The organism is Hyalangium versicolor (assembly GCF_020103695.1).
GTDB lineage: Bacteria > Myxococcota > Myxococcia > Myxococcales > Myxococcaceae > Hyalangium > Hyalangium versicolor.
This window is the reverse complement of the sequence record NZ_JAHXBF010000007.1, coordinates 113442-132839: the sequence shown is the minus strand read 5'-3', so window position 1 is coordinate 132839 and position 19398 is coordinate 113442. Positions and strand designations below refer to the sequence as shown.

Below are 19398 nucleotides of genomic sequence, written 5' to 3'. Positions count from 1 at the left end.
ATGGCTGAAGGGGTATTCAAGGAGAAGCTGCTCGCCGGCAAGGTGGCCTTCGTCACCGGCGGCAGCAGTGGCATCAACCTGGGCATCGCCGAGCGCTTCGTGAAGGCCGGCGCCAAGGTGGTCATCAACGGCCGCAACGTGGAGAAACTCGAGGGCGCCGTGAAGGAGCTCCAGCAGCACGGCTCCGCCATGGGCGTTCCTGCCGATGTGCGCGACTATGCCTCCGTGGAGAAGGCCTTCCAGACGGCGCACGATGCGTATGGGGAGATCGACATCCTCGTGTGCGGCGCCGCCGGCAACTTCCCGGCGCCCGCGCTTGGCATGTCCTCCAATGGCTTCAAGGCGGTGATGGACATCGATGTGCTGGGCACCTTCAACGCGTGCCGCGCCGGCTTCGAGCACCTGCGCAAGCCCGGCGCCACGGTGATCAACATCTCCGCGCCCCAGGCCTTCCTCCCCACGGCCATGCAGGCCCACGTGTGCGCGGCGAAGGCCGGCGTGGACATGCTCACCCGCGTGCTGGCCATCGAATGGGGTGGGGCGGGCGTCCGCATCAACGCCATCTCCCCCGGGCCCATCGACGACACCGAGGGCATGAAGCGGCTGGCTCCCTCCGAGGCCGCGCGCGACAAGATCATCCAGTCCCTGCCCCTGCAGCGCATGGGTGCCAAGTCGGATATCTCCAACCTGGCCCTCTTCCTCGCCTCGGACGCGGCGTCCTACATCACGGGCTCGATCATGCTGTGCGATGGCGGCTGGTCGCTTCTCGGCTCGGGAGTGATCATGCAGGCCATCGGCAGCTGACGGTCTGCTGAGGCAACCGGGCGCCGAGGAGGCTCCCCTCCGGGCGCGGTTCGGGCCAACCTGTATGCTTGGTGGACAGGTTCGGCTCATGTCCGCCGCCCGTGGGGTCTCCCTTTCAGGTGGGGCCTCGTCGTGCGAGGTGTGCGCCTCCCCTTCTTTCCTGAAGGGGGGTAGAAAGGGCTCGGGCCTCGCAGGAGTCCTCCCGTGACGCGGGACTCCGTGCGTCCTCGGGAGTCGTGCATGCCGCTGCCTTCGTTCTCGCTCGCCCGCTGGTTCGGGATGGGTGTCTTGTGGCTCGCTCTGGTCATCGGTTGCGGTGGAGGGAGCTCGCCGTCTCCCTCCGAGCCTCAGGTGCCTCCGGATGCGGGGCGCTCGTCGGTCTCGGTGGATCGCTCCACGGGGGTTCGGGCGGATGGGGCGGAGCGGGTCACCATCACCGTCACTGTCCGTGATGCCGCCGGAAAGCCCTTGTCCGGTCGCACCGTGCAGGTGGAGGTGTCGGGCGATGGCAACACCGTGACTCAGCCCTCGGGGACGACGAGCGCCAGCGGCGTGGTGACGGCCTCGGTGGTCTCGGCTCAGGCGGGGAACAAGCAGGTGAAGGCATCGGTCGAGGCCGAGGGTGGGGCGGTGGTGATCTCCGAGCAGCCCACCATCGCCTTCGTCGCGCCTCCTGCCGTGAAGCTGGCCTTCCTCACCCCGAGCCTCTCCGCGACCGCCGGTGAGGCGGTGTCTCCCGAGGTGGAGGTGGCCATCCAGGATGGGCTCGGGCGCACCGTGGTGAGCGCATCGGGAGAGGTCTCGCTCCAACTGGCCGCGGGGCCGGCTTCGGCAGGGCTGGAGGGTACCCTCACCGCTCAGGCTGTCGGTGGCATCGCGCGGTTCCCTCGTGTGGTGTTGAAGCAGGCGGGTTCGGGCTACAGGCTGAAGGCCACCTCGAGTGGCCTCGCTGATGCCCTCAGCCCCGTCTTTGAAGTCGTGCCCGCTCTGCCCGCGTCACTTTCGCTGGCGCTGCGTGGCGCCACGGTGGCGGGGACCCCGATGAACGCCACGGTGACGATCCGGGACGCCTTCGGCAACCAGGCCGCGAACTACCGCGGCACGGTGCACTTCAGCTCGACGGCTCCGGGGGCCCTGCTGCCTTCGGACTCCACCTTCACCGAGGCGGATCATGGAGCGAAGTCCTTCGCTGTCACCTTGAGCCAGACGGGGGCATGGCAAGTCCAGGTGGAGGACTCCGAGACTCCGACGCTGGCCGCCAGCGTATCCGTGACGGTCCTGCCGGGACCCATGGCTCAGTTCGCCCTGTCGTCGCTCCCGGGGCCCTTCGAGGCGGGGGAGGAGTTCTCCGTGGAGGTCTCGGCTCGCGATGCGTTCGGGAACGAGGCGACGGATTATCTCGGCACCATTCATTTCACGGCGACGGATCCGTCCGCCGAGCTGCCCGAGGACTACACCTTCACTGAGTCCGACAATGGGCGCCACTCCTTCAATGTGGCGTTCACGGTCGCCGCCAGCCCCCAACAGGTGACGGTCACGGATACCGCCGTGGCTTCGCTCTCCGCCACGTTGGAGCGGGAGATCATCCCCGCTGCTCCGAGCCAGCTCCGCTTCGCCGTGCCGCCGGTGAATGGTCCGGTGCATGCCGTGCTCCCGGCCGTGCAGGTGGAGTTGCTGGATGCGTTCGGCAACCGGTCTCGCGTCTCCACTCCGGCCGTCACGGTTGCGATCAAGGGTGGCAATCCCGTGGCCGTCCTGAGCGGGACCTTGTCCGTGAGCCCCGTCGATGGGCTGGCCACCTTCTCGGATCTCTCGGTGGATCAGGCGGGCAACGGCTTCCAGCTCACGGCCACGGCCGACCTGCTTCCCGCGGTGGACAGCACGGGCTTCGATGTCTCCGCGGCGCTCAATGCCTGCTCCGGTGTCGTCTGCGAGGTGCCCGCGCCCACCTGCGCGGCGGATGGCGTCTCCCGCGTCACCTTCACCTCCTCCTGCGTGCTCGTCGACGGGCTGCCGAGCTGCCGGGACACCGAAGTGCGGACACTCGTGAACGTGAGGTTGCTCGGAGGGGACTATGGAACGCCGGGGCAGTCCAATGAGACGTGCGGGATGAGCGCGGCGCCTGCCGAACCCACCGAGCCGTAGCCGGGTGGGTGGCGGTCCGGCTCAGTTCGCCCGAGGCAGCCACTGCTCCAGCAGCCGCAGCGAGCTTCGGAGGTCCGAGGAAGCCGCCGCGGGAGGTGCTCGCCGCGCCCGCTCCAGCCGCTGCCGCGCCGCGGCCATGCACTGTTCCACCTGCTCGGAGAAGACCTCCGTCCGTGCCCTGGTCAGGTCCACCGCGGCGCGCAGCAGGGACACCAGCTCGCTCAAGACGGGATCCTCACGCAGCTCGGGGGCGGCCTCCAGCGAGAGGAAGCCCTCCTGCGCCACGGCCACCTGTCCCAGCGCCGCATGCACCGCGGCGAGGTAGGCGGAGAAGCGCAGCATGTGGCCGCGCGACACCTCGGACAACGAGGCAATGGCCTCCCGCAGATGCGCCTGGGCCTTCTCGTGCATGCCCTGCGCCAGGTAGGCACGGCCCAGCTCTCCACGAGCGCACGCCTCCAGGATGCGGCTGCCGAGCTGCCAGCCCACGGGCACCGCTGCCTCCAGGTGCTCGACGGCCTCGGCGGCCCGGCCGTCCTCCAACAGCAGACACCCGATGTTCACCTGCGCGATGGCGTAGCTGAAGCGATTCCCCACGTGGGTGGATTTGCGCTGGGCCTCCTCCAGCAGCGCCACGGCCTCCCGCATCCGCCCCAACTCGCCAATGGCGAAGGCGTAGTTGATGAGGAAGATCAGCTCGAACGTGGCATCCCCCAGCTCACGGAACATCTCCAGCGCCGCATGGAGGTGCGGCACTGTTGCCGTGGCTCCGCTGCGGAACAGCTCGAAGAGGCCCAGGTTGCCGACCGCGTAGCCTTCCAGCCACCGGTCTCCCCCCGAGGGCAGGGCCTGCGCCTCCTGCACCAGTGCCCACCCCGCGCTCATGTCTCCCTCGTGGCGAGCCACGATGGAAAGCTCCACCAGCACCCGCTTCTCCTGCGCAGCGGATTCCAACTCGTGGAACGCCTGGCGCGCCTCCTCCAGGTCCCTGCGCGCGGCGGGCCGTGCGCCCATCTCCAGGTGGGCCCGGCCTCGCACCGCGAGCGTCTCCGCCCGTAGCCGCGCGTCCACGGGCACACTCGTGGCCAGCTTCAAGGCCCGGTCCAGCCTCTCGAGCGTGAGGTCCATGGGCCCGCGCGCCGTCATGTCCGGCTCGAGGACGATCAGTCCGCTCAGCGCTCGTGCCAGGGACTCGGGTGTCGAGGGGCGCTGCGCCAGGGCGTTGTCACATACGGCCAGCAGGTTCTCGCGCTCCGCCTCGAGCCGGCGCAGTGCCTCGACTCCACTGCTGCCGTGCAGCAGGCGGGTGAGCATGCGGGCATGGCTCAAGAAGAAGTCCGCGTGCCGCTCCACCACCGATGCTTCCAGGCCGGGCTCCGCCAGCCGCTCCGAAGCGTACTCGCGCACGCTCTCGTACAGCGCCAGGCGCCGCTCTCCCGTGGAGTCGCCCGCGGGCGCCGTTCGCAGCAGCGACTTGGTGCGCAGCGACTGGATCACATCCAGCACCTCCGGGCCTTCCGAGGGCAATGCCAGCACCGACTCGGCCGCCTCCAGGGTGAAGCCGCCCCGGAACACCGAGCACTGGGCCAAGGCCTGGCGCTCGGCGGGCTCCAGCAGGTTCCAGCTCCAGTCGATGGCGCCCCTCAGGGTGGCCTGCCGTGCCGAGGCATCCCGGCGTCCGCCTCGCAGCAACTCGAAGCGCCGCGACAGCCGCTCGCGAATCTGGGCCACGCCCAGCACCGGCGTGCGCGCCGCGGCCAGCTCGATGGCCAGCGCTATCCCATCCAGGCGCCGGACGATCTCGGACACCAGCGGTGCCTCCCGGGCCGTGAGCACGAAGTCTCCCTGGGCCGCCTGAGCGCGCTGCACGAAGAGCCGCACCGCATCCGAGCGGGAGATGGCCTCCAGCGACGTCTCGTCATCCGCGGGCAGCCCCAGCGGCGCCAGATCCAGCACCCACTCGCCGGGCAGGTGCATGGTCTCTCGCGAGGTGACCAGGAAGCGTGCGTCCGGGGCCAGCGCCAGCCACCTCCCCAGGGTGGAGGACGCGTGGCGCATCAGGTGCTCCATGTTGTCGAGGATGAGCAGCACCTGCCCCCGGCCCGCGAGCGCACGGCCGATCTGCTCGGCGGGATCTCCGTCCTTACCTCCGTGAGAGAGCGCCACCCCCAGCGCCTGTCCGACGACGTGGCAGATGTCTCCGGCGCTGGAGGCCTCCGTCAGCACGCACAGCCACACGCCGCCCGCCCAGCGCTGCTGCGAGTTCAGCACCGTGCTCCCGAAGTGCGTGGCCAGGCGCGTCTTGCCCATGCCTCCAGGCCCCAGGATGGTGACGAGCCGGGCGCCATCGAGGAAGCGCTGCCTCAACAACTCCAGCTCTTCCTCGCGGCCCACCAGTGCTCCGGTGACGGAGGGGAGGTTGCCGTGCCGCTCCTCCTGCGCGCGTTGAGGGCCGAAGCTCCGATCCGCCAGCGAGGCGGGGAGCACCTCGACCAGGGAGAAGGGCTCCTCGATGCCCTTGAACCGGAACTCTCCCAGGGCCCTCACAGCGGGGTGGCCGACTTCCTCGAGCTGCTGGGCCAACTGGGACCAGGCTGCGCCGCTGAGCAGCACCTGTCCGCCATGGCCCGCGTTCGCCACGCGTGCCGCCACGTTCACCGTGTGGCCCAGGTAGTCCACCTGGCCCGTGTGCTCGTCGATGCGGCACTCGGCCGGGCCCAGGTGCACCCCCATGCGCACGCGCAGGCCCCGGTGCAGCGCCCGTCCTTGGGGCCCACGCTCCTCGGCGGCTTGAGGATGGGCGAGGAGCGCCGCGGGCCAGGGCGCTTGCAGCAGCGCCTCCTGCGTCTCCAGGCACCAGCGCACCGCCTCCATGACGGACGGGAAGGCCACCATGAAGGAGTCGCCCTGGGTCTTCACCTCATAGCCCGAGGCGGTGGACAGCCGCGCGCGCAGCACCCGGTTGTGCACGTCCAGCGCCACCTGCATGGCCTCGCCGCACTGCGCCCACAACTGGGTGGAACTCTGCACGTCGGTGAAGACGAACACCACCGTGCCGGTAGGAATCGGCGGAGGAACGGGGGGAAGCGGGCTCCCCTGGGCCTCACCGGAGAGGAGAGGATGGTGCACGGGCATGGCGATGGGGGGAGATAGCAGGGCTGCCTCGAGAGAAGGAGGAGTTCGCGCGAGGAGCTGGACGAGGGGGGCATTCTGGCAGACCCGTCTGACCTCGGTGAAGCCGCGCGAGACGTGTCCCGCCGGGTCCCCGGGAGAACCTGGCAGGGAGTGTCACGGACGGAGGGACACGGATGCAGGGGGCCGGTGTTTCACTGCTGGCCCGGAGTTCGCAGAGACAGGCGTGGGACGAACGCTGTCAGGGCCACGGTGGCCCAGGCGGCCAGGGGTGCCGCCCTGATGGATCGTTGCGGCCAGGCTGTTTTGTCAGACCCCCCTGGTTGGATGCGCGCATCGGTTGGGCAGGACCTACGAACTCAGGAGGGGAGCAGTCATGGAGATTCTTACGGAGCGAGTCACTCGATCGGAGCGCATGAGCTGGGTGGCCACCCTGATGCTGCTGGGCAGCGTGGCCTGTGGCCGTCCGGACACTGTCTCCGGGCCGGATGTGGCTCCCACCTCCCAGGAGCAGCAACTGGTGGGGGGCAACGGGCTGACGCAGAACGGGCTGACGCAGAACGGGTTGACGCAGAACGGGTTGACGCAGAACGGCCTGGCCACCAACGGTCTGGAGACCGCCGACTTCGCCGGTTGGTTCTCCCAGGACGGCGCCCTGAATGCCACGGTGATGAAGTACCTGGTGCAGTGCGCGCTGCCCGCGGGGGAGACGCGTGGCTACCAGGATGCCTCCACGGGCACCTCCTACCTGTGGGAGGGCGGGCTGGGGCTGGCGACGGGGTGGGCCAGCGGCCAGCCGATGTCCGAGGCGGAGCAGCAGCTGGTCTCCGCGTGCATGGCGGCGCACGTCAACAAGTACGGGCTGCATGTGTCCCTCTCGGTGCTCGGGCGGACGGCGCAGCAGGAGCCCATTCCGTACACAGCGGAGGAGCTGCAGAACTTCCCCCGTCGCGAGGGGTGCTTCTTCGGCAACCTCTTCACGGGCGAGGGCGTCTTCGCCGCGACCGATGGCGAGTATCTGGATGAGGCGGAGAGCAGCCCGCGTGCCTGTGCGCTCTCGACCCGCGAGAACGCTTCGGTCTCCGAGTGCAGCCCGATCGTCCATGTGAACAGCTGCGAGCAGTACTGCACGCTGGATCCGTCGGGGCTGTTCTACACCCAGTGCACGTACAACGGCCGGACCTACCTGCCGCTCACCACGCGCATTCGCTCCGAGGACGTGTACACCTGCGGTGACGGCGTGTGCCAGTTCACCGAGAGCTGTGGCTCGGACACGCGGGCCAACAGCTGCATGAACGACTGCGGCCGGTGCCCGTGAGGGAGCTGAGGCGCTGCGGAGTGAGGGCCCCAGTGCCACGGGGAAGCCCTTTGACGCTGCGTTACGCAACAGCCGTGCTGTGATTTGCGGCAGCTCGCTCGAGGCAAGCTGAGAGCCGCGGGTCTTCCAGCCGACGTTCAAGACGCTGCCGTTTCCATGGCCGTCTGCCTTCCACAGTACCGTGGGGCAGCGAGGGCACGGGGCGAGGCGTTCAGTGGCAGCCAGCAGGGCGTGGATCCTGCTGCTCCCGGGCGCGCTCCGGTCTAGGTTGCGGTGCGAACCAATCCTAGGAGCAGAAACCGTGCCTGCCACTCCCGACGCCGCACGTCTCGTCACCTGCACGCCGGATGAATTCCGCCGCGCCAGCGAAGCCGCCCTGGCCACCGCGCGCTCCGGCATCGAGCGTCTCAAGTCCCTGACGGCCCCGCGCAAGCCTCGCGAGGCCCTCGAAGTCTTTGACGAGGCCACCGCCGCCCTCTCGGATGCCAGCGCTCGCGCCAGCGTCGCGCGACACAGCCACCCGGACGCCGCCCTGCGCCAAGCCTCCGAGACGGCCGAGCAGGAACTGGAGAAGCTCGCCACGGAGATCTCCCTGGACCGGGGCGTCTATGACGTCATCGCCTCGCTGGAGGTCTCCGCGGAGGACGCGGCGACGAAGAAGTGGGTGGAGAAGCTGCTGCGCGACTTCCGCCGCGCCGGCGTGGACCGGGATGAGGCCACCCGCGCCCGGGTGAAGGAACTCCAGGAGGAACTGGTCCGCATCGGACAGGAGTTCGACCGCAACATCCGCCAGGATGTGCGCACCGTGGAGCTGTCGCCCTCGGCCCTCGAGGGCCTGCCCGAGGACTACGTGCGCGCCCACCCGCCCGGTGCGGACGGCAAGGTGCGTATCACCACGGACTACCCGGACCTCGTGCCCTTCATGACGTACGCGAAGGACGGCTCGGCGCGCGAGAAGCTCTGGCGGGCCAACCGCACCCGGGCGTACCCGAGCAACGTCGAGGTGCTCCAGCGGCTGCTGCTGCGCCGGCACGAGCTGGCCACGCTGCTCGGGTATGCCAACTGGGCGGCCTACGCCACCGAGGACAAGATGATCCGCAGCGAGCGGAACGCGGGGGACTTCATCGAGAAGATCGCCACGGCTTCGGCCGAGCGCAGCCGCCGCGACTACCAGGTGCTGTTGGATCGCAAGCGGAAGGACCAGCCGAGCGCCTCGCGCGTGGACCCGTGGGACCAGGCGTACCTGGAGGACCGGGTGAAGGCGGAGCAGTACAGCTTCGACTCGCAGGCGGTGCGCCCTTACTTCGAGTACACGCGGGTGAAGCAGGGTGTGTTGGACATCACCTCGCGCATCTTCGGGGTGAGCTACCGCCGCGTGGCGGACGCGCCCGTGTGGCACCCGGATGTGGAGGCCTATGACGTGTTCCAGGGCGCCGAGCCGGTGGGGCGCTTCTACCTGGACATGCACCCGCGCGCGGACAAGTACAAGCACGCGGCGCAGTTCACGCTGGCCACGGGGAAGAAGGATCGCCGGCTGCCGGAGGCGGTGCTGATGTGCAACTTCCCCAAGCCGGGCGCCGAGCCCGCGCTGATGCAGCACCACGACGTGGAGACCTTCTTCCACGAGTTCGGCCACCTGCTGCACCACCTGTTCGGTGGGCACACTCCGTGGGCGGGGCTGTCCGGGGTGCGCACCGAGTGGGACTTCGTCGAGGCGCCCTCGCAGATGCTGGAGGAGTGGGCGCGGGAGGTGGGTTCGCTGCAGACGTTCGCGAAGCACTACCAGACGAGCGAGCCGCTGCCCGAGGAGGTCATCGCGCGGATGAAGCGCGCGGACGAGTTCGGCAAGGGCCTCTGGGTGCGCCAGCAGATGTTCTACGCGGCGCTCAGCCTGGAGCTGTACCGCAGGGATCCGAAGAACCTGGATCCGTTGGCCGTGGTGCGCGAGCTGCAGAGCAAGTACACGCCCTTCCCGTACGTGGAGGGCACGTACTTCCATCTGGCCTTCGGTCACCTGGATGGGTACTCGGCCATCTACTACACGTACATGTGGTCGCTCGTGATCGCGAAGGACCTGTTCACGGTGTTCCAGGACAAGGGGCTGCTCAATCCGGAGCCCGCGCAGGCCTACCGCCGCGCCGTGCTGGAGCCCGGCGGCTCCAAGGATGCGGTGCTGCTGGTGAAGGACTTCCTCGGCCGCGACTACGACTTCCGCGCCTACGAGCAGTGGCTCAACGCGGGCGGCGGCGCCACGGCGTAGCCGGTTTCCTCCAGCCCGCGGCGAAGCAGGATCGCCGCGGGCTTTGCGAGAGAGCGGAGGAGGGTGCCGCTCACGGATCCACGGGGATCTGCTTCACGCGCCAGATCTCCTCGGCGTACTGCTTGATGGTGCGGTCCGAGGAGAAGATGCCGGCGCGCGCCACGTTGAGGATGCACTTGCGCGTCCACGTGTCGTGGTCGCTGTAGGCCTGGGCCACCTCCTCCTGCTTCTTCAGGTACGCGTCGAAGTCGGCCATCACCAGGTACCGGTCCTCTTCCAGCAGGTTGTCGATCAGCGGCTTGAAGAGGTTCTTGTCCTCCGGCGAGAAGAAGCCCGTGTTGATGAGATCGATGGCCTCGCGCAGCTCCAGGTGCGAGTTGTAGACGTCCCGGGGCCGGTAGCCGGCCTTCTTCCGGGCGATCACCTCGTCCGCGGTGAGGCCGAAGAGGAAGAAGTTCTCGTCTCCCACGGCCTCGCGGATCTCCACGTTCGCGCCGTCCAGCGTGCCCAGCGTCAGCGCGCCGTTGAGCATCAGCTTCATGTTGCCCGTGCCGGACGCCTCCCAGCCCGCGGTGGAGATCTGCTCGGACACGTCCGCCGCCGGGATGATGTGCTCGGCCAGGCTCACCCGGTAGTTGGGCAGGAACACCACCTGCAGCCCCGTGGTGCCCGCGTCGCTGTTGATCACCTCGCCAATGCCGTTGATGAGCCGGATGATCAGCTTGGCCTGCTGGTAGCCCGGCGCCGCCTTGGCTCCGAACAGGAAGGCCCGCGGGTGGACGATGGTGGACGGATCCCTGCGCGCGCGCATCCACAGCACCACCACGTGCAGCGCGTTGAGCAACTGCCGCTTGTACTCGTGCAGGCGTTTGATCTGTACGTCGAAGATGGCCTCGGGGTTCAGGCTGACCGAGCGCAGATCCTTCACGTGCCGCGTCAGATCGTGCTTGTTCTGCTGCTTCACCTCGCGGAAGGCGGCGCGGAACTCCGCATCCGCCACGTGCTCCTCCAGCTTGCGCAGCCGCTCCAGGTCCGTCTCCCAGCCCTTGCCGATGCGCGAGGTGATGAGCTTGGACAGGCGCGGGTTGCACCACGCCAGCCAGCGCCGCGGCGTCACCCCGTTCGTCTTGTTGTTGAAGCGCTCGGGGTACATGGCCGCGAAGTCCGGCAGCACGTCCCGCCGCAGCAGGTCCGTGTGCAGCGCCGCCACCCCGTTCACGCTGTGGCTGCCCACCACGGCCAGGTGCGCCATGCGGATGCGCTTCTCCGGACCCTCCTCCACCAGGCTCATGCGCGCCATCCGCTCCTGATCGAACGGGTAGCGGATCTGCACCTGGCGCAGGAAGCGGTGGTTGATGTCGTAGATGAGCTCCAGGTGGCGCGGCAGCAGGCGCTCGAAGAGCGACACCGGCCACTTCTCCATGGCCTCGGCCAGCAGCGTGTGGTTGGTGTAGCCGAACGTCTGCTGGGTGATGTGGAAGGCCTCTTCCCAGTTCAGCCGCTTCTCATCCACCAGTACGCGCATCAGCTCGGCCACGGCGATGGCCGGGTGCGTGTCATTGAGCTGGATGGCCACCTTGTTGGGGAACTGCCGGAAGTCCGAGTGCGTCTTCAGGTAGCGCCGGACGATGTCCGCGATGGAGCACGCCACGAAGAAGTACTGCTGCTTGAGCCGCAGCTCCTTGCCGGCCTGGAACGCGTCGTTCGGGTAGAGGACCTTGGAGATGACCTCCGAGTCGTTCTTCTCCACCACCGAGCGCTCGTAGTCGCCGGCGTTGAACAGCAGCAGGTCGAACTCCTCGCCGGCACGGGCTTGCCACAGCCGTAGCGTGTTCACCGTGTTGTTCCCGAAGCCGGCAATGGGCGTGTCGAAGGGCACGCCCACCACGGTCTTGCCGCCCACCCAGCGAGCGATGCGCTGTCCGTCCGCGCCCTGGTGGTGTTCCACGCGCCCGAAGAAGCGCACCGGCACCGCCTTCTCTGGCCGGACGATCTCCCACGGGTTGCCGAACTTGAGCCACTCGTCGGCGCGCTCCACCTGGTAGCCGTCGACGATGTCCTGCGTGAAGATGCCGAACTCGTAGCGGATGCCGTAGCCCATGCCCGGGTAGGACAAGGTAGCCAGCGAGTCCAGGAAGCACGCCGCCAGCCGGCCCAGGCCGCCGTTGCCCAGGCCCGCGTCCGGTTCCATCTCGATGAGGGTAGTGAGGTCCACTCCCACCTCGCGCATGGCCTGGGCGGCGGCCTCGTACAGGCCGGTGTTGATCAGGTTGTTGCCCAGCGCGCGACCCAGCAGGTACTCCGCGGACAGGTAGTAGGAGCGTTTGACGTTCTGCTCGTAGTAGGTGCGCGCCGTCTTCACCCAGCGGTGGGCCAGCCTGTCTCGCACTGCGAGTGAGAGCGCCATGAAGCGGTCATGGGGCGTGGCTGTCTCCGGGTTCTTGCCGCGGGAGTAGCGCACATGATCCAGGAAGCCGCGGCGCACATTCGCCGGCTCCCTGCCGGTGCGAGAGACATCCTCCTCCTCGGACTGCGGGGAGTGGGGGGGCTGGTGCCTCGGCAGGTCGGCCATCGAAGGAGGTCCTCTCTAGGGCCGCGTGCTGAGAGTACTTTCGCGGCCGGAACCCTCCGTTTACCCTGACTGCCCGGCCGCCTCCACCGTTGCGTGAGGGTCTGGTAAAAGGACGGTCGGAAGTCGGGGGGCCACCCTGCATTCGAGCCAGGAGGCCAGCGTCTCATGGTCAGCGGTGACAGCACCGAACTTGCCCGGCGGCTGGAGCTGGTGCGGCCGGTTCATACCGTGCGGGGCCTGGCTTTCAACGCCATCCTGGCCCTGATCGCCCAGCATTTGGGCGAGGAGGCCTCGGTGCGGCTGTCGCGAGAGTTGGGGCTGCGGCGGATCGTCGACTTCTTCTCCTACCCAGCGAGCGATTTCACGCGGCTGCTCTATGCCGCGGCGGACGTGCTGGCGCCCCAGGTGGGCTCGCAGCCGGAGGCCCTGCGGGCCTGCGGAGCAGCGTGTTTGAACCACTTCTTCTATTCGTCCACGGTGGGGCGGGCGCTGGCGAAGATCATGGGCCGGAATGATCCGTTCCGAGCCTTCTCCAATACGCCCATCGCCTACGCGACGCTGGTGAACTACGGCACGCACGAGTGCGAGCTGATGGGCCCGAAGCAACTGCGCCTGGTGTTCCGGGGAGACATGCAGCCGGCTGCGTTCCACGAGGGCACGCTGTCGGCGGCGCTCCACGTGACGGGGGTCCGGGGGAAGGTGGCGAGCATCGTCCACGGGCTGGACCACGCGGAGTTCTTGCTCGAGTGGGAGTGAGCCCGCAGGAGCGAACGGGTCGATTGAGGACGCGGGAACATAAACGCGGTTGGAGCCCATGCAGTGGGGAGGGCCCGCAGAGGAGGCCGCTCCTGGCGGCTCGACAGAAACAGCGTTCCCGTGCCATGGTATTCGAGCGGGCTCGCCGAGGGTTGCCAGTTGATGAAAGGCAAAGTCATGTCTTCATGCCATCATCCAAGCTGTTGGCTTTCGCTGCTTGGATTATGGATGAGCATGGCGTGCGCCACGCCCCAGGCAGCGGATCCGGACACTGTGCGTCCCCGTCCAGGCGAACCGCCGCTAACGCAACTGTCGGGCCCATTGCGTATCTTCGATTCCTACCAGAACGCGCTGCTTTCAGCTTGCCAGAAGATTGTCTCCAAGCCGAGGGCCACGGCTGGCCGCAGGGACGCGCAAGGTTTTGACACGCGCTGGCGTGTTGGCACTGAGTATTGCGCGTGGATCTATTACACGCCCGACGGGAAGTACGTACTCAGTAAGTTGACGGATCAAACGAGCGTTGCCGCTACGGGCCAGAGCAAGCACTGTTTGATACCTTCGTATGTAGACGATCAGCGATTCCCAGCGGACAGTATCAAGTACATCTTCGTCATCCATAACCACCTTTATGACGACCTGCTATCGGACGACGATCTATCCGTCACCCTGAAGCAAGGGCGTCATCATGGATTTGAAGCAGCCACCAAGGATGGACGCATCCAACTCTCCGCTATTGCATTCTTCGCGAATGAGGTGGAGAGCCCCAAGTGCGCAGGCTTCTACCAATACCTTCCCCTGACAGGTCAGATATTGAAGTGGTCTCGAACAACGCGGTGGGAATGCGAGCAAACTCACACAGTCGAGTGGGATGCGGACTTCGCGAAACCACACTTAACGGAAGCGAAGGGTTTTTGCTTCAAGGATGCCACTCCATGAGATGGCTGCTCCTCATGGGTGCCCTCATGTTCTCATCCTGTCTGCGGAGCGCCGGAGTGCCTTCAGCGCCGTTGGAGGACAACAAATCCATCGTGTTCCCCATGTTCTTCGGCGAGGAGGGAATGGATGTTGGCGGTGAGGGAAAGCCTTCTGCAATGGATGGGGCCACGCTCCGTGCGCTGATGGTCGCGACTCAAGACTTCCTCCCCTCAAACGCACCGGGGAAGCCTTGCTGGAGCACCCCGGAAGGGCACCGCTACGGAATCATCCGCCAGGGTGATATTGTCTTCATCGAGATCAGCGCGGATTTCAGCAATTGCTGGCACGAGTTCATGCCGTTGGATTACGGGGCTGTGTATGCGATTGGCATGGACGGCCGTATTCTGCGGCGCCTCTTCGTGGGCCACCCGGACTATCCCACTCCTCCGAGGCTCTCCTCGGACGCCGGGGTGTCAGGGCCCAAGGACGACAGGGATTACTCGGACTTGCTGGGATACACAGGGCGCGTCACGGAAAACCGCCTCATTCCCAATGCAGGCTCCCGTGTGGATGGAGGCGTCCAGAACGATGGGGGCGCCCCCACACCTCCCGATCCCTGAGCTTCAGCTGCCCTGCGGTGGCGCGGCAGGCGCAAACTCAGGCAGCGGCGGAAACCCGGGTCGCGCTCAGGGCGTGGAGGAAATGGCGGCCTTGGGGCCCGCGCCGGGACTGCCCGCCACGGCGGCCATGGAGGCGGACACCGCATCCAACTGCGAGGCCAGCTCCTTGGCGCGGGCGAGGAAGCCCGACAGCTCGGACTTGGGCAGAGGCTCGGCGCGGGGGTACTTCTGGTTGAGCGGGTTGACGAACTGCCCGTTGCGCTTGAGGGCGAAGTGCAGGTGCGGCCCGGTGCTGCGGCCGGTGTTGCCCGAATAGGCAATCACCTGCTTCTGGCTCACCCGGGAGCCCGCGCGCACGCCCGCGCCGTACTTGGACAGGTGCAGGTAGCACGTCTCCAGGCCGTTGATGTGGCGCACGCAGACGGTGTTGCCACCCGCGCCGGTGTTCTGCGCCTTGGTCACCGTGCCATCGGCCACGGCCCACACGGGGGTGCCCACGGGCGTGCCGTAGTCCACGCCGTTGTGGTTCTTCACGTACTGGAGCACCGGGTGGAAGCGCGAGCCGAACGTGCTGGTGATGTGCGCGTACTTCAGCGGGCTCTTGAGGAACGTCTTCCGAGCACTGGAGCCGTCCTCCTGGAAGTAGTTGGCCTGCTCGTTGCCGGGCTGGTAGCGGAACACGCGCTTCTTGCCCACCAGACCGCCTTCGTACGCGGCGGCGAGCACCTCGCCGTAGCGCAGCACGCGGCCCTTGGAGACGAACTTCTCCACCAGTGCCCGCGCCTTGTCGCCCTTGCGCGTGTCCCGGTAGAAGTCGATGTCCCAGGCGAACACGTCCGCCAGCACCACGCCGATGCTCGGATCCTCGCCGGCGGCCAGCGCGGCCTCGTAGAGCGAGCTGGAGATCTCCAGCGACACCAGGGAGACCTGCTTCTCCACCTCGATGGTGCGCTTGCTGCCCACGTACTTGTCGCCGTCGCGGCGCACCTGCCACTCGTCCACCGCGCTCTGACGGTAGTCGAAGAAGTCCAGCACGCCTTCGCGCATCACCAGGCGGAACTGATCGCCCGGGCGGGACTTGCGGAAGTCGAACACGCCCTCGAGCGCGGAGATGACGGCCTCCACCTGCTCATCGGGGAGCGCTGCCTCATGGAGGGCTCCGGCCAGGGTCTGCCGGGGCTCGATGCGGCGGTTCTTCACCTGGTAGGTGTAGGAGGCGGAGGCGAGCGGTGCGGCCAGCAGGGCCGCCAGGCAGAGCAGGGGAGCGATTCTCATGGGCGCTGATACAGGAGTGTAGAAGAGGATCTCGCCCCTGCCCAAATACCGGCCAGGAAATTTCGTGGGCTCGGCTGGCCGGCTGCTTCCGAGCGTCTCAGGGCGAGGGCGCGTTTACGACGGCCTCCATCCACTGTCGCAGTGCCAGGGGATCCGAGGGGAGGTCATCCAGCCACAGCCGCACGGTGCCATCCCAGCCGCTTGAGACGAGCTCCCGGTCATTCAGGAAGATGACCCCGGTGACGCGCTGGGCATGTCCTCGCAGCACACGACTCTCATGAGTCGCCAGGTCCCACAGCCGCACCGTCCGATCCTGGCTCGCCGAGGCCACCCGCCGCCCATCCGGCGAGAGCGCCATGGCGAGGATCTCGCCCTGGTGCCCCGAGAGCATGCCGCGCGCCGCCCCTGTTCGTGCGTCCCAGAGCCGCAGGCTGCTGTCCCTCAGGCTGGCGCTGATGAGCAGTTCGCCATCCTGCGACAGGAGAACCTGCTGGACGCCACTGCCGCTGATGTCCGTCCGGCGGTTTCCGCCCGTGGCCAGGTCCCAGATTCGCAGGGTGTGGTCCAGGCTCGCGCTGATGAGCCGCTGGCCATCCGGCGAGAAGATCAGGTGGCGCACCGCGTCCCCATGGTCCCGCAGCGCCTGGAACGTGCCCGTGGCCAGGTTCCAGAGCTGGATTTCCCCGTCGGTGCTCCCCGAGGCGAGCCGCTGGCCATCGGGCGAGAACGCGAGCTGGCAGACCTCGCGCTCATGGCTCTCCAGCGCGCGGGCCTGTCCGGAGCCGAGTTCCCACAGGCGCACCCCTCCCTTCGCATCCGCGGTAGCGAGCTGCAGGCCATCGCGGCGGAAGAGCAGAGCGGTGACGGCGGCCGTGTGTCCCTCGAGCTGCCGTGAGAGCTGTCCGGTGGCCATGTTCCACAGCCGCACCGGGCCCGTCTCCTTGCCCACGGCAAGCCACTGGCCATCCGGCGAGAACTGGAGTGCGGGCCGCTCGCGAGTGCTGATCTCCTCCAGGAGGGTGTCCGTTCCGGAGCCCACGGCGAGCAGGTGCAGCGCACCTTCCGCGTCCATGGCGGCGAGGTGCTGGCCATCGGGAGAGGCCAGCAGTGTGTGGAGGGAAGCGCGGGACTTCGCGAGGATGCGATTGGCCTCTGTGTTCACGGCGAAGAGGCGCACGGTGGTGTCGTAGCTGCCCACGGCCACCCACCGCTCGTCTGGAGAGAGCGCCAGGGCGTACGCTGAGCCCTCGGGCCCGCGCAGGACACGGCTCTGTCCGGTGGTCAGATCCCACAGGCGCGCGGAGCGGTCATCACTGCTGGTGGCCAGGAGGTTGCCATCCCGGGAGAAGCGCACCTGACTGATGCGGCCCTCGTGACCTCCGAGGAGCTGATTTTGTCCCGTGCCCAGGTTCCAGAGCAGCAGCTGGCCTTCGGCGCTCCCCACCCCCAGCCGTGTGCCGTCCGGGGAGAAGGCGAGGCTGAAGGGAGAGCCCGGCTGCTTGCCCAGGACCCGTCCCTGGCCGGTTCGCAGGTCCCACACGTGGAGGGTCTCATCCAAGGCCCCCGTGGCGGCCAGGTCTCCTCTCGGAGAGATGGCGAGGGTCACCACCGTGCCGCCATGCTCCAGCATGCGCGAGGTGCCATGCTCCAGATCCCAGAGCTGCGCGCGTGGGGACTGAAGGGCTCGGACGAGTGCGTACCGGCCGTCCCTGGAAAGCTCAAACTGGCTGAGCGGTCCCAGCCCGGTTTTGAACGCGCGGACGAGCGTCCCCGTGGCCACATCCCAGACGTGCAGCAGATCATCACCCCGGCACGTGGTGATGACCTGTCGGCCATCGGGAGTGAAGGCCATCCCATCCACGGGGCCGGCGTGGCTCAGGGGCGGGCGGCTCTGTCCCGTGGCCAGGTCCCAGAGGCGCAAGGTCCGGTCCTTGCTGCCGGTGGCCAGCAGTTCTCCCTGAGGTGCCAGCGCCATGTGCCAGACCTCATCGGAGTGGCCTGACAGCACACGCTCCACCTTCTTCTGCTTCACGCTCCAGATGCGGACCGTGTAGTCGTCGCTGCTGGACAACACGTGCTCGCTGTCCGGAAGGAAGAGCACCTCGTTCACCGTCTGGTGGTGGCCGCGCAGGACGGTGGCGAAGCCACGTGCCTGCGCATCCGCCGCGATGGTCCGCACGGCCGACCAGTGGGTGAACCCTGAAGAGAGGCTGCGCAGCCAGTCGATGGCCGCGTTGGGGTTTCGCTCCACAGCGCTGCGGGCATGCTGCAGGATGAGCTCGTCGGCCCGCATCAGCGCTTCCTGGCGCGCCTGCTCGGCTTCGGCCTGCTTGAGCTCGGCCTGATCGCGCGCGGCCATGATGCCGAGGATACTCACCGTCCCGATTCCGGTGAGCACCAGCAAGGCCACCGCTGTCACTGCCACGACGGCCCGGTGGCGCCGGGCGAAGCGCCGCCCTCGCTCCTGCCACGAGTACTCATGCGCCCTGACGATCTGCCCTGTCTCGAAGCGGCGCAGATCCTCGGCCAGTTCTCTCGCGGTGGCATAGCGGCCCGCGGGCTCTCGCGACATGGCTTTGGCCACGATGGCCAGCAGGTCCGCGGGGATTCCCCGCTGGCGCTTGTCCAACGGCTCGGGTGGCCCCTGCACGACCTGAGCGAGCACCTCTTGGGAGGAACCGCTGTCATAGGGCTTCGTGCCCGCCAGCAGGTGGTAGAGGATCGCGCCCAGGGCGTACACGTCGGCGCGCTCGTCCACGGGGTGGCCCAGGGCCTGCTCCGGAGGCATGTACGTGGGCGTTCCCATCACCGCGCCCCGAAGCGTGAGGTCGGACTCCTGGGAGCCCGGTGATGCTGCCGCGACCACGGGCTCGCTGAGCTTATGGGCCAGATCCTTGGCGAGCCCCCAATCGATGACGACCGTCTCCCCGAAGGGCCCCACGAGCACGTTGGCGGGCTTGAGATCGCGGTGGATGATGCGCTCGGTGTGCGCGTAGGCGATGGCCTCGGCCACCGCGAGCACGTGCGGCAGCAGCGCGAGCCGTTCCTCCAGGGTCTTCGTCAGAGCAATGACGTCCGCGAGCGAGCGGCCCGAGACGAGCTTCATCGCGAAGAAGGGTTCGCCCGAGGGCTTGCGCCCCGCGTCGTACACGGGGACGATGGCGGGATGCTGGAGCCGGGCGGTGATGAAGGCCTCCGCGACGAAGCGCGCGTCCGCATCGCCGTGGGGGAGGAGCAACTCCTTGATGGCGACAGGCCTGCTCAGGCGGAGATCTCGCGCTCGAAGGATGCGGCCGATGCCGCCGTGTGCAAACTCTTCGGAGAGTTCGTAGCGCTCCGCGCCCTGTTCCGTCAGGGCATTGGCGGATGACCCAGAGGCGACACTCTTTTGGCCCGTGAAGGTCAGGGTCGACTCCACGCTTGGGTCCGAATCATCCTTGAGCTGAGGGGGCACCCCGCCGGGAATGTCGTCCTGGTTCATGAGAGGCGCTCCGAAGGCAAACCTCCCCAACTTGCCAGAGGTGCCCTACATCATGGGATCCGAGCCACAGCTGGCTTCACTTTGCTCAGATCCCTGCCTTCTCTCAAGAGCAGGAATGCC

At 67.7% G+C, this 19398-nt stretch carries 11 protein-coding genes; 7 read left to right on the top strand and 4 right to left on the bottom strand.

The genetic code is table 11. The features are described from left to right. Positions 1 to 804: an SDR family oxidoreductase gene (locus KY501_RS16395; RefSeq protein ID WP_224364041.1), complete on the top strand. Its 804-nt coding sequence runs from the start codon at positions 1 to 3 to the stop codon at positions 802 to 804. A gap of 204 nt (positions 805 to 1008) precedes the next feature. Further along, the gene (locus KY501_RS16390) at positions 1009 to 2949 is read left to right on the top strand and encodes an Ig-like domain-containing protein (RefSeq protein ID WP_224364040.1); all 1941 of its coding nucleotides are present in this window, start codon (positions 1009 to 1011) and stop codon (positions 2947 to 2949) included. Between the two features lie 21 nt (positions 2950 to 2970). On the opposite strand, the gene KY501_RS16385 is transcribed toward KY501_RS16390, so the two are convergent. Then, complete coding sequence (locus tag KY501_RS16385; RefSeq protein ID WP_224364039.1) at positions 2971 to 6078, bottom strand: ATP-binding protein; 3108 nt, start codon at positions 6076 to 6078, stop codon at positions 2971 to 2973. Between the two features lie 379 nt (positions 6079 to 6457). On the opposite strand from KY501_RS16385, the gene KY501_RS16380 reads away from it, so the two are divergent. Beyond that, on the top strand, positions 6458 to 7399 hold the full coding sequence (locus KY501_RS16380; protein ID WP_224364038.1) for a hypothetical protein: 942 nt from the start codon (positions 6458 to 6460) through the stop codon (positions 7397 to 7399). Between the two features lie 301 nt (positions 7400 to 7700). After that, positions 7701 to 9659 carry a M3 family metallopeptidase gene (locus KY501_RS16375; protein ID WP_224364037.1) on the top strand — a complete coding sequence of 653 codons (1959 nt, stop codon included), beginning with the start codon at positions 7701 to 7703 and terminating at the stop codon, positions 9657 to 9659. Positions 9660 to 9729: 70 nt separating this feature from the next. Here the strand turns inward: KY501_RS16375 and KY501_RS16370 are convergent, their stop codons facing one another. Then, positions 9730 to 12231, bottom strand: coding sequence for a glycogen/starch/alpha-glucan phosphorylase (locus KY501_RS16370; RefSeq protein WP_224364036.1), 2502 nt, complete (start codon positions 12229 to 12231; stop codon positions 9730 to 9732). Between the two features lie 165 nt (positions 12232 to 12396). Between KY501_RS16370 and KY501_RS16365 the strand changes: the two genes are divergently transcribed. From KY501_RS16365 to KY501_RS16355, 3 genes are all read left to right on the top strand, one after another. After that, positions 12397 to 12987 (top strand): DUF2378 family protein, encoded by a 591-nt coding sequence (locus KY501_RS16365; protein WP_224364035.1) that lies wholly within the window; start codon positions 12397 to 12399, stop codon positions 12985 to 12987. Between the two features lie 162 nt (positions 12988 to 13149). Beyond that, positions 13150 to 13923 carry a hypothetical protein gene (locus KY501_RS16360; RefSeq protein WP_224364034.1) on the top strand — a complete coding sequence of 258 codons (774 nt, stop codon included), beginning with the start codon at positions 13150 to 13152 and terminating at the stop codon, positions 13921 to 13923. Further along, positions 13920 to 14522 (top strand): hypothetical protein, encoded by a 603-nt coding sequence (locus tag KY501_RS16355; protein ID WP_224364032.1) that lies wholly within the window; start codon positions 13920 to 13922, stop codon positions 14520 to 14522. Before KY501_RS16360 ends, KY501_RS16355 begins: the two co-directional genes overlap by 4 nt. Positions 14523 to 14588: 66 nt before the next feature. On the opposite strand, the gene KY501_RS16350 is transcribed toward KY501_RS16355, so the two are convergent. Next, positions 14589 to 15797: a M23 family metallopeptidase gene (locus KY501_RS16350; RefSeq protein WP_224364030.1), complete on the bottom strand. Its 1209-nt coding sequence runs from the start codon at positions 15795 to 15797 to the stop codon at positions 14589 to 14591. A 97-nt stretch (positions 15798 to 15894) separates the two neighbouring features. Next, positions 15895 to 19278: a WD40 repeat domain-containing serine/threonine protein kinase gene (locus KY501_RS16345; protein ID WP_224364028.1), complete on the bottom strand. Its 3384-nt coding sequence runs from the start codon at positions 19276 to 19278 to the stop codon at positions 15895 to 15897. Positions 19279 to 19398: the final 120 nt, after the last annotated feature.